The organism is Bacillus sp. bc15 (assembly GCF_900142585.1).
In the GTDB taxonomy this organism is placed as follows: Bacteria; Bacillota; Bacilli; order Bacillales; family Bacillaceae_G; genus Bacillus_A; species Bacillus_A cereus.
This window is the reverse complement of record NZ_FRBJ01000002.1, coordinates 169,667-190,731: the sequence shown is the minus strand read 5'-3', so window position 1 is coordinate 190,731 and position 21,065 is coordinate 169,667. Positions and strand designations below refer to the sequence as shown.

Genomic DNA, 21,065 nt, shown 5'->3' with positions numbered 1-21,065 from the left:
CTATACAGGCTCTTTCTTTCTATTATATTATGCATTTTGATTAATGACAGTATAGTTTTTATGACTTACAACTGTAAGAGGTTCCATATCTAGTTCTCTAAAATTCTTCATAATTGTTATATCAACAATAACAGAGTTTTGATTTACTTTTTGAACACGGCCTTGCATTCCACCTTTAAATTCGATGATATCTCCAGTTTCTGCGATCTGCATAAGCAACTCTCCTTGTTACAGTTTTCCCAAAAAAAGAATAAATTTGGGTTTTTTTATTTCCTCCTATTTTGAACCATATTTCCTACTTTGTAAATGTTTCCAAAGTAAAAATTCGAAAAATATTCACTTTTTGTAAGAAAATATGTAGAAAATCCATGTTATTTGAAAAAAATAGCAAAAATGCGGGAATCTTTATATCGAGGTATAATGAAAAAGTAGAATAACCTGCTGAAGTGGGAGAAATTAGAGGCGGTAAAATGATGTTTGAATTTGTGGGGAGTGTTATAGCTTTAATTTTATTTTTATTTTCTTATATGCATTTAAAAAAGATTCGTCAATATGATACGAGTACATATTTTGATGGGATGGATGGTATCCATGCTTCGATAACGCATGATAGTGGTGGGGAGATGTAAAGGTATATGACTTTCTTTTCTTGCGTGGTATGATGTTTAGAACTAGTGCATAATAGAGTTCGTAAGTGATGAATGGAGAGTGAAAAGAATGAAGATTTCTTTTATTCGTCATGGTTGTTTAGGTCGTATAAGAGAACCGATGACAATTAATTCATTTCACGAATGGATGAAACAGTATGATTCCGAGTCAATGATACAAAAAGCTAAAATGCCGATAGAAACAATAGAGGCAATTGAAGCAGCGAAATTTGTCTTAACAAGTGATCAAAGGCGTGCTGTACAATCAGCAGCTGAATTAACGGATTCTTTATCTTTTATGCAAAACTCTCTTTTTAGAGAAGCTGAAGTTCCTTCATACTTTTTTGCTCCGAAGTGGTTGAAATGCACAATTAAGGTATGGATGTTCATTGGGCGCACATTATGGATACTTGGCTACCATAAAGATGTTGAGTCTTATAAGGAAGTAAGAGAGAGGGCAAGGCAAGCGGCTTACCTGTTACATCGTTATGCTCTCGTACATGGAAGTATTGCTCTTGTAGGTCATAATTATTTTAATTCGATGATTGGAACGGAGCTGAGGGCAATGGGATGGTCTGGTTCTCCTATTTTGCATAGAAAGCCATGGGGATGTACAACATATACGTTTCACGAGGCGATGGATGGAAATATATTAAATACGAATTTAACATAAAAGCACACGATTTATATAAATCGTGTGCTTTCTTTTTAAGATATAGAAATTTTGACGTTTAATGGTTTTACGAGATGAGCATAAGGTTCGCCTACTAGCATAACAATTTCATCTTTTTTATAACCTAACTTTTCGTATAGTGAATAGGCGCGTTTGTTTTCTAAATTAACAAGTAAAGCGATTTTTTCATGCCCTTTTTCAGTTGCATAGATTTCGGCAGCTTCAATTAATTTAGAACCAATACCTTTTCCACCGTGTGCACTTGAAACTGATAATGTATCAATGTAATACTCATCAAGCTCAGCTTCTTTTTCTAACGTAATCGATTCATCTTTATGTAATTCTCTTAAGTGATGTACAATTGGTGCGTCAAGCTGTGTTGCTTCACTACCGTGATAAGCGACAATAATTCCAACTGCACTTTCGTCTTGTTCATAAATAAAACAGTTTTCGTAGCTCAGACGGTTATTTTCTTTTGAGAACCATGTCTCAAGTCCTAGTAATACTTCTGCTTCAACTGTGCTACCTGTGATTTTTTCAGCAATTTCATGCAGAGCATTATACAATAAAGGAGCTATTGCCATTGCATCTGTCTTTTTTGCTTTCCGAATCATAGTATCCCTCCTAGTTCTATTTGTATATTGTAGCATAGTGGTATGGAACTTTGCATAATTGAATGCCGAAATGTTTGATATAGAGAAGTAGCTATGTTAGTATATGATATTTAGTGGACATATAGTAAAACGATATTGTTTGCGAAATAACGAAAATAAAATCATGGCATAACAACAAGATAAAGTGAAATGTTAATCAGTAAGATTTTTTGTTCATTCCACGACTGATTAGTAGTCAACACCAATCGGACTACCCGCAAATAGCGGGATAATTTTACAGTTGTTGACCTATAGAATATACGATAGAATAAAATATTGCAGAGAGGTGAAATACATGGATAAAGAATTAGCAAATACAATTTTAGATCAGCTGAAAAATGGTGAAATAACGGAGTATGTTGTTACGAAAGATGTATTTTATACGTTCAGAGAAGTTGTTGTAAATAGAGAAGACTTTAAGCATTTCATTGGTAACGCACAGCGAGGCGGGCAAGTGATTTATACATATTCAGAAACGCCACGTTCATAAAGGGGAATTTTGATCAGCAGGGCATCCCTCACTGATTAGTAACCTTCACCAACTGGACGTTTAATGCGGAATAAATAAAAGATAAAGGAGAGGGGAATTATGGGCGATTTTAAACAAGGCATTTTACCACATTGGGATTATATGTGGAAAGATAGAGCCGGCAATAGATTTATGGGAATGGTTATGTATCCAGAGAAACGAAAATGTTCAGCAAAAATGCTTCAGAAAATAAAAAGAGCATATGAAGAAGCGATAGAAATTAAAGTAACTGTACAAGTTCAACATACATATCAGTATGTAGAAGGAATGATTGTATACTTTGATGAAGAGGCTCCTGTATGTACAATGCTTGATAAAGATGAAAATCCACATCACATATTTGTAAAAGATATTTTGCGTATTGAGCACTCTGAATAAACTTTTCATAAATAAATTGAAGTTCCATAATAATAATCTTTTTCTATAATAGTTATCTTTTAGTATGTAACGAGAGACGAAAGTATATGTATAATATATTTAATAAGGTAAATTTGATAAATGTAATCGTTTTTTAGAGCAGATTATCGTTTTATATCTGTTCTTTTTTGCGTGATGCTGGAGAAATATATTTCTTCAGCATCTACCGTTTTATGACAAAATATATTGTTAACTTTTTTAAAAATAAGGTTAAATTCGTTGACAACTTTTTTGAAAAGCACTTTATTGACATGAGTTTTAGAATGTTGTTTCATAGTCATTGTATTGAAAAAAAACGGCTATCATGTCGAAAAGTAAAAGTTAAAAAAAGAAAGAATTTATACATATATCTTGTGTCTTATTTTGAAACGTAATACAATATATAGAGAAATCAAGAACGACATATAGAGAATATAGATTTGAGAGGGAGGGTCGGAAATGTTAGTTGCATATGATTCTATGACAGGAAACGTGAAGCGTTTCATTCACAAATTAAATATGCCGGCCGTTCAAATTGATGAAGATCTAGTAATAGATGAAGACTTTATTCTTATTACGTATACAACAGGTTTTGGCAATGTACCAGAACGTGTTTTAGACTTTTTAGAGCGCAATAATGAAAAATTAAAAGGCGTATCTGCAAGCGGCAATCGTAACTGGGGAGACATGTTCGGTGCAAGTGCTGACAAGATTTCTACTAAATATGAAGTGCCTATTGTATCAAAATTTGAGTTATCTGGAACAAATAACGATGTAGAATATTTTAAGGAAAGGGTGCGGGAGATTGCGACACATTGAACTGAATAATGAAATCACGCAAATGCAGGACGGTTTTTATCAGCTTCATAAAGATAAAGAGGCATTAGAAGTCTTTATGGAAGAAGCTAGAGAGAATACCGTTCCTTTTAATAGCGTGGCAGAGCGAATGGAGTATATGAAAGAACATGATTACTATTACAACGTTCTGGACGAGTATAGCTTGGAGGAAGTAGAGGAAGTATATAACATCGCTTATGGTGAAAACTTCGAGTTCCAATCTTATATGGCAGCATCTAAGTTCTACAAAGATTATGCGTTAAAAACGAATGATCAAAAACAATACTTAGAAAGCTATGAAGATCGTGTAGCAATTGTTTCATTATACTTAGGACGCGGTGATGTTTCGAAGGCAAGACAATTCGCAAGCATGATTGTAAAACAAAACTACCAACCAGCGACACCAACCTTTTTAAATGCGGGAAGAAGCAGAAGAGGAGAAATGGTGTCTTGTTTCTTGTTAGAGATGGACGATAGCTTAAATTCGATCGGCTTTAACATTAATACTGCGATGCAATTATCGAAAATCGGCGGGGGAGTAGCTTTAAACTTATCTAAGCTACGCGCACGTGGTGAGCAAATTAAAGGTATCGACAACGCTGCAAGTGGTGTAGTACCTGTTATGAAATTGCTTGAAGATTCGTTTTCATATGCGAATCAACTTGGCCAACGAAAAGGTGCCGGTGCAGTATATTTAAACATTTTCCATTGGGATATTATTGAATTCCTTGATACAAAAAAAATAAATGCCGATGAGAAGAGCCGTATTCAGTCTCTATCAATCGGAATTATCGTTCCAAGTAAGTTCTTTGAGCTTGCTGAGAAAAATGAGCCTTTCCATGTTTTCGCACCTTATACGGTTTATAAAGAATATGGCAAGCATTTAGATGATATTGATATTGATGAAATGTACGATGAATTAATGAGCAATCCGAAAGTGAAGAAGAAGCCACTAGATATTAGTGCACGTGATATGCTTATTAAAATCGCTATGATTCAGCTTGAGTCTGGTTACCCATACTTAATGTTTAAATCAAATGCAAATAATCAACATCCATTGAAGGATATTGGAACTGTGAAGATGTCGAACTTATGTACAGAAATCTTCCAGCTTCAAGAAACTTCAGAAATAAATGATTACGGTACAGATGACATTATCCGTCGTGATATTAACTGTAACTTAGGATCGTTAAATATCGTAAACGTAATGGAAAATAAAGAAATTCGTGAAGCGGTTCATGCAGGAATGGAAGCTTTAACAGCTGTTTCTGATATGACGATCATTCCGAATGCACCAACCGTGAAAAAAGCAAATGACGAGCTTCATTCAGTTGGACTTGGAGCAATGAATTTACACGGGTATTTAGCAAAAAATAAAATCGCTTATGAAAGTGCAGAAGCGAAAGAATTCGCTCGTACATTCTTTATGATGTTAAATTACTACTCTATTGAGAAAAGTATGGAAATCGCTACAGAAAAAGGCGAGACATTTAAAGACTTCGATAAATCTGATTATGCGAATGGCACATACTTTGAAAAGTATGAAACGACAGATTACAGCCCAGTAACTGAAAAAGTTCAGCAACTATTTGAAGGAATTCATATTCCAACAAAAGAAGATTGGACAAGTTTAAAAGAGCAAGTGCAAAAGAATGGTTTATACAACTCATATCGTCTTGCCATTGCTCCAACACAATCAATCAGTTACGTTCAAAATGCAACTTCAAGCGTAATGCCGATTGTAAGTCAAATCGAATCAAGAACATATGCGAACGCGACAACATATTATCCAATGCCGTATTTATCAAAAGATACGTTCTGGTACTATAAATCTTCTTACGATATGAATCAGTTTAAATTAATTGATTTAATCGCAGAAATTCAAGAACATATTGACCAAGGAATTAGTACAATTCTTTACGTTAATAGTGATATTTCAACACGTGAATTAGCACGTTACTACATCTATGCACATAAAAAAGGCTTAAAGAGTCTGTATTATACGAGAACACGTAAATTAAGCGTGGAAGAGTGTGTGGCTTGTACCGTTTAATATAAAAAGTGAGACATGATGAGCAGGGTTTTCTGAACCCTGCTCATGCTTAGTTATCATATTTAGAGAAGGGGCGATTTAATGCGTGCGGTAAACTGGAACAAAAAAGAAGATGATTTTAGTTTAATGTTTTGGAAGCAAAACATCGCTCAGTTTTGGACAGAAGAAGAAATTGCGGTTTCGTCTGACAAAAATACTTGGGTGCAATTATCGAAAGAAGAGCAAATTGCTTATAAGCGTGTATTAGGTGGTTTAACACTTTTAGATACGAAACAAGGTGGCGAAGGAATGCCACTTGTACTTGTTCATCTTGAAAATTTACAAGCGAAAAGTGTATTAGCTTTCATGGGAGCTATGGAAGAAGTACATGCGAAGAGTTACAGTCATATCTTTACAACGTTAGCTACTGAAGAAGAAATTGATGATATTTTTGACTGGGTAGACAATCATCCATTACTTGAGAAAAAGGCCGGTATTATTACTGGTTACTATCGTCGTTTGTTAAAGCCTGAAGTAACGAAAAAAGAGCTATATATGGCAATGGTAGCAAGTGTGTTCTTAGAAAGTTATTTATTCTATAGTGGATTCTTCTATCCGCTTTACTTAGCTGGTCAAGGAAAACTAACAGCAAGTGGTGAGATTATTAACTTGATAATTCGTGATGAGTCAATTCACGGCGTATTCGTCGGTATTTTAGCACAACAAATCTTCGCAGAACTTTCTGCAGAAGAGCAACAAGAAGTGCAAAAAGAAACACAAGAGTTATTAATGGAACTATATGAAATTGAAATGGCCTATACAGAAGAAATTTACACTTCTATCGGTCTTGTAGAAGATGTAAATCGTTTCGTTCGTTACAATGCGAATAAAGGGCTTATGAACTTAGGACTTGAGCCGAAGTTTGAAGAAGAAGAAATTAACCCAATCGTTTTAAATGGTTTACGTACAGATACGAAAAACCATGATTTCTTCTCTGTAAAAGGAAATGGTTACGTAAAAGCAACGAACGTTGAAAAGTTAGCTGACGATGACTTCGTGTTTAACTTTTGATATAGGATTATAAAGAAAAGCTGTCTTATTCATTGATAAGACAGCTTTTCTTTATAATTTTGTTTACATAACACTATTATTTCTGTATAGCGATTTATGTTTGGGAAGTTCTATTCGGTTAACGGATAGAACTTTTTGTAATTAAATGGGTATTTACAAACTTTTTGTATCAGTGTATTATTTAACTAGTACACCGATACAAAAGGAGGGAAGAAATGAAAATAGAGTTTTCTCCAAATATACCAATTTACATTCAGGTAATGGAATACATAAAAAAAGAGATCGTAACAGGACATTTATTGCCTGGTGATAAAATTCCCTCTGTCCGTGAATTAGCGAGTGAATTACAAGTGAATCCAAATACGATTCAGCGTACATTTCAAGAGCTAGAACGGGATGGAGTTGTTGTAACACGTAGAGGAATGGGACGGTATGTAACGAATGAAGGGGAGAAAATTATGGAGCTGCGAAAAGAGATGGCGAAAGAATTACTTCATTCTTTTATAGATGGAATGGACAATTTAGGTTTTTCAGAAGAAGAAATTCTTACAATTCTTCGTTCTTCATTACATGATAAGAGGGAGGAGAGCCAATGACAGAGCTATTAAAAATAGAAAACTTATGGAAGAGATACGGATTAAAAGCAGTGATCCGTGAATTAAACATAGAGATTACGGAAGGGAAAATCGTTGGGCTTGTTGGAGATAACGGGAGCGGGAAAACGACGTTATTGAAAATGATTGCAGGCTTGCAACACCCTTCTGAAGGCAGTATCACAATAGACGGTAAAAAGGTAGGATTACAGACGAAAGAAATCGTTTCATTCATGTCCGATAAGCCAGTCTTTGATGATTGGATGACTGTAAAAGACGCTTTATTTTTCTACCGGGATTTTTATAAAGACTTCGATATTCAAAAAGCGGTAGATACGATTGCAGAATTTAAAATACCGTTAGAAGAAAAAATTACAGCATTGTCAAAAGGTATGATAGAGAAGCTGCAAATCATTTTAACATTTTCTCGAAAAGCGAAGCTATACGTACTGGATGAGCCATTGGGCGGGATAGATCTTGTTTCTAGAGAACATGTACTTGAGTTAATACTTAAATTTTATCGTGAAGATTGTACGCTACTTATATCGACTCATTTAATAAGAGAAATCGAAAATATATTCGATGAAGTAATCTTTTTGAAAGATGGAGAAATAATATTACATGAAAATGTGGAAGAACTACGATTTCAAAAGGGGAAAGCAGTACATGAGCTGTTTAAGGAGGCCTATGAGAAATGAGTCAGCTTTTTCTTTATCTGTATAATTGTAATAAGAGAAAGATAGCCATTATTTACTTTGGTTTTATTACAGTTTCATTAATTCTTTTATTTAATATGAAAGGAGTTTCAGGAGTTAGAATTTCAGGTAGGCAAGATATAATTATTATTATATTCTTTATCGTACTAGGTATAAATGGATTTGCAATTCTTTTAACAGGTATATCGTCTTTTCGGAAAATGTTAAAAAATTCTATGCTACGTTATACTTCTATTTCAGCAAAAAAGTATATATGTGCAAATATTTTATTCTGTGTACTACTCTTTATGATTTTGCTAGGAATAGGAATCATTTTTCTATACTATTTTTCTTTAAATATTTACAATGGAAAAACTAATTTAGGTATTCAGCAAGCAATACACAGTTTATATAATTATGGAATATTACATCATATGTTATCTATTTTCTTATGGGGACTAGATTTTCTTAATATGCTAGTTTCTATTTATTTTATTATAGTAATTATAAAACTATTAAATGTGAAATCATCGATGAATAAAGTTGCTTGTTTAGTTTTATTCGTCATTTTTACCGCATTTAATGGAGGAATAACGTATATTTTTCAGCAAATAGAAAAGTATGTGTTTGCTATAAATAATATTGGATTTATAGATCAAAATGGTTTTTTAAATACATCATTTTATTCTGGTACAGAGATTACAATTTTAAATCTATTTTTTAATTGTTTATTAACAATTATATTACTAGTAGTTACAGGTCACATAGTCGATAAAAAACTAGAAGTCTAAAGGAGGAATCAGCATTGGGAAACGTAGTAGTAAAGTTAGAGAATGTTCGAAAAAGGATTGGTGGAACGGAAATTATTCGTGGTTTATCATTTGAGGTTCGTGAAGGAGAAGTATACGGGTTCCTTGGGCCGAACGGTAGCGGTAAGACGACGACGATCCGTATGATGACAGGTCTTATTTCAATGACAGAGGGCGATATTACAATTTGTGGACATAGTATTCGCTCGGAGCGTGAAAAGGCACTAGAGCAAATTGGAGCGATTGTAGAAAATCCTGAACTATATGATTATATGACAGGAATGCAAAACTTAAAGCATTTTGCGAACATGGCCATTACTCCAATTAGTAAAGAGCGCATTGCTGAGATTGTAAAGCTTGTTGAATTAGAGCATGCGATTCATAAAAAGGTGAAAACATATTCACTTGGTATGAAACAACGTTTAGGAATTGCACAAGCATTACTTCATCAGCCGAAAATCTTAATTTTAGATGAGCCGACAAATGGATTAGATCCAGCTGGTATTCGCCAAATTCGTGATTATTTACAACGTTTAGCGAAAGAAGAGAATATTGCTGTAATCGTATCAAGTCACTTATTGAGTGAAATTGAATTAATGTGTGATCGCGTTGTTATTATTAAACAAGGTGAGTTTGTACAAGAGTACAACTTACATGAAAAAGTGAAACATGATGAGGCAGTCGTTGTAGCGTTTGAAGTAGATGAAGTTCAGAAAGCAAATGAAATCATTAAAGGTAAAGCAAAAGGGAATGTAATTGTAGCATCTGTAACAAAAGACAACATTCCGCAACTTGTAAAAAAACTTGTTCATGCTGATGTGCTTGTATACGGAGTTACTGTTCAAAATAAAACGTTAGAGGATGAGTTCTTAGCGATTACTGGGGGAGTGAAAGCGTAATGTTTAAATTAATTCAAAATGAATTTTTAAAGTTGCATGCGAAAAAAGGTATGTATATTTTAATTGGTGTCATTGCGGCACTCGAAATTTTAGGTACTTTAGCAATGTTGAAGTGGGGAAAAGGTGATGAGTTTAAGGGATCATATTTAGATTATGCAAACTCAGAGATTGGCTTAATTGTTTTATTTACAACGATTTTTGGGATTACACTTGCTGCCCGTACTCTTACTGATGAGTTCCAAAAAGGTACAATTAAACAATTGTTAATCCGTCCAAGAAAAAGACTTGCAGTTTTATTTTCTAAATATATTACAGTGTTATTAGCAATGTTATTTATCGTATTAGCTGGTATGCTAATTGCAATGATTATTGGCGGTATTGTAATGGATGGTAGTAAAACAGAATTAACGTTAGGAATCGTAATGAAGTCCACTTTATATCAACTACTTTCACCATTCTTTTTTGCAACACTTGCATTTTTCCTAGCAAATGTCTTTAGAAAGTCTGTATTACCATTAATTATTACGATGTTCCTATTCTTCTTACAAGGTGCAATTAACATGGTATTAATAATGTTTGCAAAAGGTGTAGCGAAGTTTGTAGTATTCAACCATTTGGATTTAAGAGCTTACGATAGTAATAAATTAATCAATGGTGGAATGGAACCAACATTTACAGAATTTACGTTTACAACTTCATTATTACTTGTAGCTGCATACTTTGTTGTGTTACTTGTAGCATCAAGTGCATTATTCCAAAAACGTGACGTATTATAATAAAAGAAATCCCCGCTTGTAAAAACGGGGATTTTTATTACATAAATTTCACTTGGATTGCAACTTGAAGAACAGCGATATGGTATTTTAAGAGCTATGCTGTTTGAAATGATTTGAGAAAAATAGGAAGGATTTCAACTATATTCATATTATAATTTAGTTATCCTGCTATTTATAGGGAAAGGATTGCCTATAAAGTACTGATTAAAGTTTTATTTTATTTTTACTATCTTTGGGGGTGTTCTATATGCACTATGCATTTTCACGTATAAGGCTACGTAGCTTTTTTGGATGGATGATTATAGGGGTGTTCCTTATAATGATACCATTAGGTCTAGCAAATGTTTCTGAGAATACGATGGAGGTTATTTCACAAATAACTGTATTTTTTGTATTTCCGTTACTTTGGCTATACGTAAAAACAAATAAAAATAATGTTGTATTTAACAGTTTTTTTGATAAGCCAGGACGTTTATCTTGGGGATTAATTGTATTAGCAACGATAATGGGGATGATTTTTTCAGTTGGCATATCTCAGATTCAATTTTACATATTAGCACATACGTTACCGAATTTCTTAGTTACTATGCTAGAAGACGGAAATGTTATTAATACGAGTAACGTATATATGACGATATTTACTTTCATTTCAGCATGTGTGTTAGCACCTATTATGGAAGAGGTTATTTTTAGGGGATTTTTCTTACAGCGGATGGCTCATAAATGGGGAATTAAAAAAGCTGTAATTATATCTTCAATTATTTTTGGCCTAGGACATTTTGATGTTATTGGTGCGTTCATGTTTGGTGTCGTTATGTGTCTTTTATACATAAAAACAAAAAATATATGGACGAATATAGCTGTGCACGCTCTAAATAATTTGATTGCAACAAGTATGCAATTTTTCGGTGGAGAAGAAAGTGGTACAATCTCAATTACTGAATTACAAGCACAAAGTAATTTATGGATTGGTATCGGTCTTACAGTTGTTGGATTACTATGGTTAATTCCGTATGTTTGGAAACAATGGCGTACAGTAAAAGAAGTTGGCGTGCCACCAGTACGTTTTATAAATGAGCAAAAAGTAGTGAATTCATCACAAGAAAATGAAGTGTATAGTCAAGTGATCGTAACCGATAGATTGATGGCCATAGAGTTACCAGATGAGGCTGTAAATAAGCTTCGGTTAGAAGAAAATGATTATGTAACAGTAGCTGTAGAAGAAGATAAAATCGTTATAAAGAAAGCACATAATAGATAATTAAAAAGTAGCTCTTAGGAGCTACTTTTTAATTTGTAATAATTTCTACACGAAAATTATTACCGTTCTTTACATATTTAATATCTGTAACAGTGCGGACTGTCTTTAAAATCTCCACTTTTTCACCAATTCGCGGGATGGTCGGAACATTGTCCCAAATACCAAGCAAGTCATCTAATTGTGCCGTTTTTTCATAAAACCAGATTTTCAATGTAAAGCCCCTTTCTCGAACTTTATGTATTTTAATACATAATATATTATTTTTATTCTTATTGTAAGGGGTTTTTTTATATTTTATGAATAAAAATAAATTAATCTTCTGGGAAGATATGTTCAATATCAGGAGTAAGAGATACTTCTGATAATACGATATGAGAAACTGTCGTTGCATATGAAGAAACATCATTGATAAATTCTTCAAGTTCAACGAGTGAAGGAACAGAAATTTTTACAATGTAGCATAAGCTTCCTGTTACTCGGTAACAAAAACTTGCAGATGGATAAGACTGAATAAATTGTTGCATACGTGTTGTATCACCATTCTTTAAGGTGATTTCTAAAATACAATCTAAAACTAGTCCTGCCTTTTTATAATCAATATCAATTGTGTATTTTTGAATAACACCTTCGCTTTCGAGCTTACGAACACGTTCTGAAGTAGACGGAGCAGATAAGTTTACTCGTTTAGCCAATTCACGCATCGAAAGGCGACTATCATTATATAATTCATTTAAAATTTTTCGATCAACACGGTCTAATTGCATTTGTAAATATACCTCCAGTAAAATAATGATTTTTGTAAAGGGAAAATATAAATTAAGATTCATATGAAATGTAAAGTGAACGTTATTTATTTTACAATAAAACAGAAGGAAATAGGAGGGGAAATGATGGAGAGAATTTCATTATCAAATGTAGGAGATACAAAGTTTCAAAAGTTATTAGGGCATAATTCGGATATATTACACTCGTGGAGTAAGTTAGAAGATACACTGTACAATAAAGGAACTCTTTCAGCAGAGTTGAAGGAGCAAGTGAGAAGAACATTAGCGTATGGGAATGAATGTCTGTACTGTATGGCAAAGGGAAGACCAGATGATGTGCAAAAGGCAGAGGAGATTGGTGTAGCCGTTACTTTTGCGCATACATTTGTTCATGACCGAAAAGCAATAGATGATACTATGTTTCACGCATTAAAACAATATTGGACAGAAAAAGAAATTGTAGAGCTTTGCGCCTATGTTTGCTTTATTACTGCGTCACAACAACTTGGTTTTCTATTTCAATTACAGCCAAATTAAGGGGGAAATGATGACAAATCAAATAGCACTTATCATAATCGATGTACAAAAGGCATTTCAATTACCAGATTGGGGCGAGAGAAATAATATTTTTGCTGAAGAAAACATGAGAATTTTGTTAGAAGAATGGAGAAAAAGGAAACGACCAGTTTTTCATATTCAACATGTAAATAAAGAAAATGCTCAGTCAATGTTTTATGAGAGAGCGGAAACGGTAAACTTTAAAGAAGAAGTGCAACCACTACTTGGTGAAGTGGTTATTCAGAAATTCGTTAACAGCGCGTTCATTGGGACAAATTTAGAAGAGCGATTAAGAAAGAACAAATGTAATGCAGTAGTGGTTGTAGGATTAACGACAAATCATTGCGTGGAAACTACGACACGAATGGCAGGGAATTTAGGATTTACAACATATTTAGTGAGTGATGCAACGGCTACTTTTAACCGTAAAGGTTTAGATGGTAAGGAGTATAGTGCAGAGGATATTCACAATATGACACTTGTAAATTTACATGAAGAGTTTGCTACGATTGTGACGACAAAAGAAGTGTTAAAATTATTTTAAGAAAATAATTGCGAATTATGTAGAAAAAAATAAGAATATTTCGTATAATCTAAGTACAATCATTTTGAAAATAGGGGTGGCATCATATGGAGCAAATTTCAGTAAAGAAATTAGAAGAGGTACTTGTTGTAGCAGGGGATGATAAACAGAAGCAAAAGGAATTTTATGAATTGCTCTTATCTACTGAGTTTTATGTTGCTGGTTCACTAGAAGCAGAGGACGGGGCAACAGAAGGAATACTTCGTTTGCGTCATTTCCAAGGAGAAGGTAGATGGATCGTTCCGTTCTTTACACAAATGGAATTTGTAAAAGATGTGTTGCCAGAAGGAACGCCCCTTATTACGATACGTGGGAAAGAGTTATTTGGTAGCATTGAGAAAGATGCTACAGCTGTATTAAATGTTGGCACTGATATAAGTAAAACATTTATTCCAGAAGAAATTGCAGATATCGCATCTGGACGAATTTTTAATTATTATAAGTAAAAGTAAAAGGAAAAGCGTAATCGCTTTTCCTTTTACTTTTTAATTTGAATATGAAGTGGCTATACCAGAAGAAATAGAGACTGTTTTATTATTCGTGTTTATTGTCGCTGTAGCTCCAAGTGGAATACCGATGTTTGGACTTATATGTCCAATTGGTAAATCGAATAGGACAGGTATATGATATGGCGCGAAATATTCATATAATATTGTTTGCAATGATTGAGATGGCTTTGAAGGAGTGCAGTCGTGACAACTTGTGAAAATAACGCCCCTGCACTCATTAAACTTTCCAGATAAAAGTAGCTGATTTAACATACGGTCAATGCGGTACGGTTCTTCACCAATGTCTTCAAGTAATAAAAGTGTATTGTCCGTATTTATCTCGTAGGGCGAGCCAATTATACTTGTTAACACAGCTAAATTTCCTCCAACTAACGTACTTGTAACTGTACTGTGAGAGCTAGGTACGATACATTCTGATGCAGATAAAATGGTTGAATACGGATGGAATAGCTGATTAAAAGAGGATAAAGATAGGGAATCAATACCTTTTCCTAGTTCTTCAATCATCGGACCATGAAATGTTATAAGCTTTGCATAACGTGAAACAGCAGTATGTAAAGCTGTAATATCGCTATATCCCCAAAAGATTTTTGGATTCTGCCTAATAACTTCATATTGAATGTGAGGAAGAAGACGAGCACTTCCATAACCACCTCGTGCACAAAAAATTGCCTTCACTTCATTATTTGTAAATGCTTCATGTATATCGTCAAGCCGAACTTGATCACTTCCGGCTAAAAATCCATATTTCTCGTAAACACTCTTCCCGATTATTACGGATAACCCCATCTCTTGTAATACATTCACACCTTTTAATACATTTTCGATTGTAGGTGGACCAGATGGTGCAATAATCATTACTGTATCACCTTGTTTTAATGCATTTGGATAAATCATTAAGCTCAGCCTCCTTCTCTTTCAATATATTCGCTTCATATGAAGTTCAACCCTTGCAAAAGCAGGGGAAAGCTTATCAAATAAAGAAGATATAAGGGAAATAGGAGGGAAAATGATGTTTACAAGTCGAGTAACAGACATATTAAAAATTGAGTATCCCGTTGTTCAAGCCGGTATGGCAGGCGCGATTACGACGCCAGAACTCGTTGCAGCAGTAAGTAATAACGGAGGATTAGGGACGCTTGGAGCGGGCTATATGAGCCCAGAACAAATTCGTGAAGCGATTTATAGAATAAGAGAACTAACAGATAAGCCTTTCGGTGTTAATTTACTTGTAACGAAAGAGATACAAATAGAAGAAGAGAAGGTAAATGAGGCGAAAGTATTACTAAGCGGAGTGAATAGAGAATTAGGTATAGAAGTAGAAGGAACGTTAAAGCTTCCAAAAAGCTATAAGGAACAATTACAAGTGCTATTAGATGAAAAAGTACCGGTCGTTAGCTTTGCATTTCAAACGTTAGAAAAAGAAGAAATAAATGATTTAAAAAGAAGTGGAATAAAAGTTATCGGAACAGCTACCCATGTGAAGGAAGCGAAAGTACTTGCAGAATTAGGGGTAGATATAATTGTCGGTCAAGGCAGCGAGGCAGGGGGGCATAGAGGAACATTTGTCGGGAAAGAACAAGATGCTATGATTGGTACTTTTGCGTTAATACCTCAGTTAGTAGGGGCTGTTCCGCATATCCCAATTGTCGCAGCAGGTGGTGTAATGAACGGAAAAGGGCTTGTTGCGGCATTGGCACTAGGAGCAGAAGGTGTTCAAATGGGATCGGCCTTTTTAACAAGTGAAGAGAGTATTACGCACGATGTGTATAAAGAAGCGGTTTTACATAGTACAGATACGAGCACAACGGTAACTCGTGCGTTTTCCGGGAAATATGCACGGGGTATCCGGAATGAATTTATAGAGAGACATGAAGGAAAAGAAGAAGGGCTTCCGATGTATCCAGTGCAAAACGTATTAACTTCTAAAATACGCCAAGAGGCAGCGAAGCAAAATAAGGAAGAATATATGTCACTTTGGGCAGGACAGGCAGCATCGTTGGCACGAATCGAATCAGCTCAGCATGTAGTGGAGCGAGTTATGAAAGAAGCGGAGAATGCAATCGAGCAATTACAAAATATATACAAAAAGACCACTTGAGTAATTCAAGCGGTCTTTTCATTAGTTTGCTTTATAAAATTGTTGGATGGCTTCGTCGATGTAAACCCAGCCTTTCCAACCTAAGTGCATATGATCTTTTAAGAAGTATTTATCGTATTCATGATTTGAGAAGTCGGCAATTGGATAACCAGCTTTTTCGATTTGCTCATGAACTTTCTTATAGTATGCTTCGCGGCGTTCTTTCGGGAAGCCAGCGTAGTCGTACCAAGGACCTTTGACAGGAACAGAAATAAAGAGTGGTTTTGCACCAGATTGTTTTAATAAATCAAGTACAATTTGTAAATCTTCATATTCTGGCGATTGGTCATAAGCATCATTTTTTAAGTAACCTTCACGTTGCTTTAATTTTTTCTTAATTTTGCTATTGAAATAATCATCTTCAATACCGTATTCATTAGATCCAGATTCTACTGCACCTGTTTGATCCGCATGTTTACGAGCCTCTTCCCAGTTCATTTGTTTTAATGAAGGATCAAGCTTTTCTTTGTGCGGTTTAATATTAAACATAGCTGTAAATAAATCTTTACGATCTAAAATGTTACGATAAATATAAGCGAAAGGTTTAGCAGCAAGTGCTTTTACTTTATACTTCGTATCATCATAAGCAATGCCTTCAAGCGAAATTTTTAATAAAGTTTCTTTTTTTACAATCTCAAAGTTTAATAAACGCTTTGCAATTTGTTTTTTCATTTCAGGTTTTAAATCATTGTTGAAAATGAAATGGTAACCTTGTTGCTTTGAAAAGTTAGGTGCAAAGTGCGTTTCATCAATACCTTGTGGTACAAACCATTGCGGAGAAAGAACGAATACCATTTTCTTATCTTTCAATTGATCCATTGTAGATGCGAAGTTTAACACATGTACAAGGTCTTGTGTTCCGCCGCGTCCAAGAAGGAATGGTGTGAACCCTTCAGGCTTTACTTTAAAATAATTAGATGGATGGAAAGCATCCATACGTGCGAATTCCGATGAACCGTACATCGGAAGATATTTTGGATTTGCTAACATCTTTTGCTGTAAAATCATACTTTGAATTTTTTCTTCTTTTAAAGAAGTAGCAGCTTGTTCTACTTTTTCATCACTTAAAAGTGGAAGTAGAAAGCGCGTTGGAATAAGTAAGAATACAGCAAAAAGGGCCAATGCTAAAAGCATCGGACCAAATTTTGCTTTGTTCATCGGATTTCTTCCAACTTCTTAATAACCATGTTTGGTGTAGCCCACTCGTCACGGTCAAAATCAGAAATAGAAACTTCAATATCTAAACGCTCTTGGAATTCAACTAATAAAGATACTACAGCGAAAGAATCAAGGATACCTTCTTCAAATAATTGAACATCTAAGTTTTCTTTCACAATATCGTTTTCACATACTTCTTCTAAAATATCTAATACTTGCTCTTTGAATTCTGCCATTTTTAAAATCTCCTTTATATCCGAAATATATTATATGTGCAACTTCTTAATGGAATAAGAAGGGTGCATTAAAAGTATCTGTTAAGGTGTCCAGAGAAGATTAGGAAACCGAAACATACAACGTGGAACGTAATTACAATCGCAAGGATGCGTGTGAATTTAGTGTTTGGCCAAAACTTATGCTTCTTGTTTTTTCGTTCGAAAATATCGAATAAAATAAACAGTGCGGCATGGTATAGACCATAAATAATATACTGCGCAACAGCGCTTCCTTGGATATGCCAAATTCCCATAATGAAAAAGTTTAAAAATGCACCGATATACGAAATTGTGTAACGGTTCTTAATTAACTTTTTCTTCGTTGCAAAAAAGACGAAACGCATGTAAATAAAATCACGGAACCAGAATGATAAACTCATGTGCCAGCGGTTCCAGAAGTCTTTAATATTACGACTAAGGAATGGCTTATTAAAGTTTTCTGGCGTTTTAATTCCCATCATATAACTTACACCAATTACAAAAGAGCTATAACCAGCAAAATCAAAGAATAGATATAAGCTATAGCTATACATGTAAATCATATTTGAAAAGATTGTATCGTGTTGAGCGAATGCTGGATCCATACAATATTGCTTTATTAAGTAAGCAATAATAAATTTATACAAGAAACCTTGGAAAATACGATTTAGTCCTGTATATAGTAAATTTTGATATTCTTCAGCGCTAGGTGGCTTTTGAATATCTTTTTGGAATCTTCGGTAACGATCGATAGGTCCTGTTGAAATCGCAGGGAAGAATAAAACGAATTCCCAGAAGTTAAAGAAAGAAAGCTCTTTAATTAAACCATCGCGAACTTCAAATACCATTTGAACTGCTCTGAATGTTACGTAAGATATACCTAGAAAAACAACAAGTTTTAACTCAGGTAATAACGATGCAAATGGTGCGATTTTTGCCAAAATAAGAGGCAAAATCGATAAAATAACAGCTATGCAAAATGTGAATGTACTATTATTTTGTTTTCTTAAAATTAAATAGCCTTTAATAAGGACATATTGCCAAATAATAAATGCAGCTAACATCATTGCTTGCTTCGGTTTATCCGAGAAGATAATAGCAATCATGACTAATGTTAAAACGGCATTATATTTACGCAACATTTTACCTTTTAATCCAGCTATGATAGTAGGTATTAATAAAATGCCCACTATAGCGAAAAAATAAAATGATCCATATGCGGTCATGCTGTAACCTCACTCAATAATTTTTTGCGATCTACCTTTCCATTTGGTGTCATTGGAATAGAAGATTGATACATGAATTTACGTGGAATCATGTAGTTTGGTAATCGCTCATTGAGTTCTTTTTTGATTGCAGATGTTAATTTGAATTCTTTTTCAAACGAATGCTCCCCAGGAACAACAACCGCTAATAAATAATCGTATTTCTCACCTTTTTTAATTGGAACGATAACTGCTCCTTCTACGTAAGAACACGCACGAAGGTGATGCTCAATTTCTTCTAATTCCATTCGATAACCATGCAGCTTAATTTGGAAATCAAGACGACCATTATAGAATAGAAGACCATTTTCAACATAGCCAGCATCGCCTGTTTTATAGGCACGCTCACCGTCAATCATAGTAAATGCTTTTTCTGTTAATTCAGGGCTTCCTAAATATCCAACGCTTACGCTTGGACCGACAATTACGATTTCACCTTTTTCACCATCAGGTGCAATCGTGCCATCTTCTTTCATAATAAGAAGGCGACAGTCTGATTTACAATAGCCAACTGGAAGTGATTTGTATTGATTAAGCACTTCTTCTGTCACGTGAATACCTGTTACAGCGACAGTAGCTTCTGTTGGACCATACGTATTCATAATTGTTGCTTTCGGGAAACGCTCAATTAATTTTCTAGCTACTTCATTTGGTAACACTTCACCGCAGAATAAGAATGTTTTCATGTTCGGTAGCATATTCTCAGAGAAAGATGCTTCCATTAAACACATTTCAGCAAAAGAAGGTGTGGAAGTCCATACTTGAATATCCGATTGCTCTAAAGAAGCAAACAAGTCTTTTGGACGTGCAATCATATCTTTATCGATTGCCCAAAGTGTACCACCTGTTACTAATGATGGGTAAATATCCATTACAGATAAATCGAATGAGAAAGGTGCTTGGTTTAAGAATACTTGCCCTGTTTGTAAGTTGAAATCTTCTACAGCCCATTTTGTAAAGCTAACAAGGCAGTTATAAGTAATCTGAACCCCTTTCGGATTACCTGTGCTTCCTGATGTGTAAATAATGTAGAAGTTCTCATCACCTTTTACCGCATGTTCAGGATTTGGAGTGTTCCCTTTATGAGTAAAGAAAATATCTTTTAAGTTGTCTTCACTTACGATGCGAACTGGTAAATCAGTTACAGTTACTGCTGTTGCCGATAAAAGTAATTTCGCACCAGAATTTTCAGCAATACGTTGTACACGATCAGCTGGGATAGATAAATCTACAGGAATGTAAGCATGTCCAGCTTTTACACATCCTAAAAAGTTAATAATCATTTCAGGTTGCATATGGCCATACACCATAATTGGTGAACGATCGTCTGGATACTCAGAAGAAATCCAATGTGCTAACGCATCAGAATCTTCCTTTAATTGTTTGTACGTAATTTTCGCATCTCGCCAAACAAAAGCGGTTTGATCAGGCGTTTCTGCAGCCCACTTTTCAATTTGTTCTAATAACTTCATAACGTTCCCACCCTAGAATTCATTGTAAATAAATGTACTTGTGTTTGTATCATGGAATCCATACAACCAAAGTAATGCAAATAAAATTGCAAGATAATAAACCGTCTTTGCAACCCATTGTGTGAGTGGTCGAGACCATATCTCTTTTAATCTTTCCATGTCTTTCCCTCTCTTAATGAAATAATAGCTCTTTGTAGGTATCATGTCCTACATTATTGTGAAAAAAACAAAATCCCACATTTTAGGTAAAAATAAGTCAAAAGGCTCTTTTCTGATATTAGCACTAAATACTAAAAAAGAAAATCCCTAACTTAGCAATTATATTACATTCAGCATGAATTTGTAATGGGTTTGACATGTAAATAGAAAGTGGATTGTGTGAATACATAAAAGTGGACTATAAGAATACGTAAAAATGCAGTATTTGTTTTTATTAATCATTTAAGACGGAGTAAAATTTTAAATTTCTAGTTCTTTTGAAAAGGAGGAAA

The 21,065-nt window shown here is 34.3% G+C and carries 27 protein-coding genes; 17 read left to right on the top strand and 10 right to left on the bottom strand.

What is annotated here, in order from left to right; translation table 11 throughout:
* Window positions 1-27: 27 nt before the first annotated feature.
* The gene (locus tag BUA87_RS10825; RefSeq protein ID WP_001165082.1) at window positions 28-213 is read right to left on the bottom strand and encodes a YkvS family protein; all 186 of its coding nucleotides are present in this window, start codon (window positions 211-213) and stop codon (window positions 28-30) included.
* A gap of 260 nt (window positions 214-473) precedes the next feature.
* Here BUA87_RS10825 and BUA87_RS31295 point away from each other — a divergent pair, with 260 nt between their 5' ends.
* Entirely contained in the window at window positions 474-629 is a 156-nt protein-coding gene (locus tag BUA87_RS31295) for a hypothetical protein (protein WP_000461432.1), read from the top strand.
* Between the two features lie 88 nt (window positions 630-717).
* Window positions 718-1,320, top strand: coding sequence for a hypothetical protein (locus BUA87_RS10820; protein WP_000703093.1), 603 nt, complete (start codon window positions 718-720; stop codon window positions 1,318-1,320).
* 35 nt (window positions 1,321-1,355) lie between these two features.
* On the opposite strand, the gene BUA87_RS10815 is transcribed toward BUA87_RS10820, so the two are convergent.
* A complete protein-coding gene (locus BUA87_RS10815) occupies window positions 1,356-1,934 on the bottom strand; it encodes a GNAT family N-acetyltransferase (protein ID WP_000619546.1) in 579 nt (192 codons plus the stop codon).
* 334 nt (window positions 1,935-2,268) lie between these two features.
* On the opposite strand from BUA87_RS10815, the gene BUA87_RS10810 reads away from it, so the two are divergent.
* From BUA87_RS10810 to BUA87_RS10755, 11 genes are all read left to right on the top strand, one after another.
* Window positions 2,269-2,463 (top strand): hypothetical protein, encoded by a 195-nt coding sequence (locus tag BUA87_RS10810; RefSeq protein WP_000356686.1) that lies wholly within the window; start codon window positions 2,269-2,271, stop codon window positions 2,461-2,463.
* A gap of 99 nt (window positions 2,464-2,562) precedes the next feature.
* Window positions 2,563-2,880 carry a hypothetical protein gene (locus tag BUA87_RS10805; RefSeq protein ID WP_000502199.1) on the top strand — a complete coding sequence of 106 codons (318 nt, stop codon included), beginning with the start codon at window positions 2,563-2,565 and terminating at the stop codon, window positions 2,878-2,880.
* A 477-nt stretch (window positions 2,881-3,357) separates the two neighbouring features.
* Window positions 3,358-3,717 carry a class Ib ribonucleoside-diphosphate reductase assembly flavoprotein NrdI gene (nrdI, locus tag BUA87_RS10795; protein ID WP_000959447.1) on the top strand — a complete coding sequence of 120 codons (360 nt, stop codon included), beginning with the start codon at window positions 3,358-3,360 and terminating at the stop codon, window positions 3,715-3,717.
* A complete protein-coding gene (gene nrdE, locus BUA87_RS10790) occupies window positions 3,704-5,788 on the top strand; it encodes a class 1b ribonucleoside-diphosphate reductase subunit alpha (RefSeq protein WP_001215839.1) in 2,085 nt (694 codons plus the stop codon). The genes nrdI and nrdE overlap by 14 nt, the downstream gene beginning before the upstream one ends.
* A gap of 81 nt (window positions 5,789-5,869) precedes the next feature.
* On the top strand, window positions 5,870-6,838 hold the full coding sequence (nrdF, locus tag BUA87_RS10785; protein WP_001203025.1) for a class 1b ribonucleoside-diphosphate reductase subunit beta: 969 nt from the start codon (window positions 5,870-5,872) through the stop codon (window positions 6,836-6,838).
* Window positions 6,839-7,053: 215 nt separating this feature from the next.
* Entirely contained in the window at window positions 7,054-7,434 is a 381-nt protein-coding gene (locus BUA87_RS10780) for a GntR family transcriptional regulator (RefSeq protein ID WP_000687503.1), read from the top strand.
* Entirely contained in the window at window positions 7,431-8,129 is a 699-nt protein-coding gene (locus tag BUA87_RS10775; protein WP_000137746.1) for an ABC transporter ATP-binding protein, read from the top strand. The genes BUA87_RS10780 and BUA87_RS10775 overlap by 4 nt, the downstream gene beginning before the upstream one ends.
* Window positions 8,126-8,917, top strand: coding sequence for an ABC transporter permease (locus tag BUA87_RS10770; RefSeq protein WP_072939648.1), 792 nt, complete (start codon window positions 8,126-8,128; stop codon window positions 8,915-8,917). The genes BUA87_RS10775 and BUA87_RS10770 overlap by 4 nt, the downstream gene beginning before the upstream one ends.
* Window positions 8,918-8,931: 14 nt before the next feature.
* The gene (locus BUA87_RS10765; RefSeq protein ID WP_000528820.1) at window positions 8,932-9,834 is read left to right on the top strand and encodes an ABC transporter ATP-binding protein; all 903 of its coding nucleotides are present in this window, start codon (window positions 8,932-8,934) and stop codon (window positions 9,832-9,834) included.
* Complete coding sequence (locus tag BUA87_RS10760) at window positions 9,834-10,610, top strand: ABC transporter permease (protein WP_000475427.1); 777 nt, start codon at window positions 9,834-9,836, stop codon at window positions 10,608-10,610. Before BUA87_RS10765 ends, BUA87_RS10760 begins: the two co-directional genes overlap by 1 nt.
* A gap of 247 nt (window positions 10,611-10,857) precedes the next feature.
* A complete protein-coding gene (locus tag BUA87_RS10755; RefSeq protein WP_000558812.1) occupies window positions 10,858-11,871 on the top strand; it encodes a CPBP family intramembrane glutamic endopeptidase in 1,014 nt (337 codons plus the stop codon).
* 28 nt (window positions 11,872-11,899) lie between these two features.
* Here the strand turns inward: BUA87_RS10755 and BUA87_RS10750 are convergent, their stop codons facing one another.
* Both BUA87_RS10750 and BUA87_RS10745 read right to left on the bottom strand, forming a co-directional pair.
* Window positions 11,900-12,082 (bottom strand): DUF3913 family protein, encoded by a 183-nt coding sequence (locus BUA87_RS10750; protein ID WP_000707107.1) that lies wholly within the window; start codon window positions 12,080-12,082, stop codon window positions 11,900-11,902.
* Window positions 12,083-12,182: 100 nt separating this feature from the next.
* Entirely contained in the window at window positions 12,183-12,635 is a 453-nt protein-coding gene (locus BUA87_RS10745) for an Lrp/AsnC family transcriptional regulator (RefSeq protein ID WP_001175505.1), read from the bottom strand.
* 123 nt (window positions 12,636-12,758) lie between these two features.
* On the opposite strand from BUA87_RS10745, the gene BUA87_RS10740 reads away from it, so the two are divergent.
* From BUA87_RS10740 to BUA87_RS10730, 3 genes are all read left to right on the top strand, one after another.
* Window positions 12,759-13,172, top strand: coding sequence for a carboxymuconolactone decarboxylase family protein (locus BUA87_RS10740; protein ID WP_072939645.1), 414 nt, complete (start codon window positions 12,759-12,761; stop codon window positions 13,170-13,172).
* 10 nt (window positions 13,173-13,182) lie between these two features.
* Window positions 13,183-13,737, top strand: coding sequence for a cysteine hydrolase family protein (locus BUA87_RS10735; protein WP_000184438.1), 555 nt, complete (start codon window positions 13,183-13,185; stop codon window positions 13,735-13,737).
* An 86-nt stretch (window positions 13,738-13,823) separates the two neighbouring features.
* Complete coding sequence (locus BUA87_RS10730) at window positions 13,824-14,222, top strand: SseB family protein (RefSeq protein ID WP_000435265.1); 399 nt, start codon at window positions 13,824-13,826, stop codon at window positions 14,220-14,222.
* Window positions 14,223-14,261: 39 nt separating this feature from the next.
* Here BUA87_RS10730 and BUA87_RS10725 read toward each other — a convergent pair whose 3' ends face one another.
* Window positions 14,262-15,182: a S66 peptidase family protein gene (locus BUA87_RS10725; RefSeq protein WP_000640065.1), complete on the bottom strand. Its 921-nt coding sequence runs from the start codon at window positions 15,180-15,182 to the stop codon at window positions 14,262-14,264.
* A gap of 115 nt (window positions 15,183-15,297) precedes the next feature.
* Between BUA87_RS10725 and BUA87_RS10720 the strand changes: the two genes are divergently transcribed.
* The gene (locus tag BUA87_RS10720; protein ID WP_000495269.1) at window positions 15,298-16,386 is read left to right on the top strand and encodes an NAD(P)H-dependent flavin oxidoreductase; all 1,089 of its coding nucleotides are present in this window, start codon (window positions 15,298-15,300) and stop codon (window positions 16,384-16,386) included.
* A gap of 21 nt (window positions 16,387-16,407) precedes the next feature.
* Here BUA87_RS10720 and dltD read toward each other — a convergent pair whose 3' ends face one another.
* The 5 genes from dltD to BUA87_RS10695 form a co-directional block, all read right to left on the bottom strand.
* Window positions 16,408-17,583, bottom strand: a complete 1,176-nt coding sequence (dltD, locus tag BUA87_RS10715; RefSeq protein WP_001030287.1) for a D-alanyl-lipoteichoic acid biosynthesis protein DltD — start codon at window positions 17,581-17,583, stop codon at window positions 16,408-16,410.
* Entirely contained in the window at window positions 17,580-17,819 is a 240-nt protein-coding gene (gene dltC, locus BUA87_RS10710) for a D-alanine--poly(phosphoribitol) ligase subunit DltC (protein ID WP_000807310.1), read from the bottom strand. The genes dltD and dltC overlap by 4 nt, the downstream gene beginning before the upstream one ends.
* A 68-nt stretch (window positions 17,820-17,887) precedes the next feature.
* A complete protein-coding gene (gene dltB / locus BUA87_RS10705) occupies window positions 17,888-19,063 on the bottom strand; it encodes a D-alanyl-lipoteichoic acid biosynthesis protein DltB (RefSeq protein WP_000127936.1) in 1,176 nt (391 codons plus the stop codon).
* Window positions 19,060-20,574, bottom strand: coding sequence for a D-alanine--poly(phosphoribitol) ligase subunit DltA (gene dltA / locus BUA87_RS10700; RefSeq protein ID WP_000770503.1), 1,515 nt, complete (start codon window positions 20,572-20,574; stop codon window positions 19,060-19,062). Before dltA ends, dltB begins: the two co-directional genes overlap by 4 nt.
* A 12-nt stretch (window positions 20,575-20,586) precedes the next feature.
* Window positions 20,587-20,733, bottom strand: coding sequence for a teichoic acid D-Ala incorporation-associated protein DltX (locus BUA87_RS10695; RefSeq protein WP_000440293.1), 147 nt, complete (start codon window positions 20,731-20,733; stop codon window positions 20,587-20,589).
* Between the last annotated feature and the right edge of the window lie 332 nt (window positions 20,734-21,065).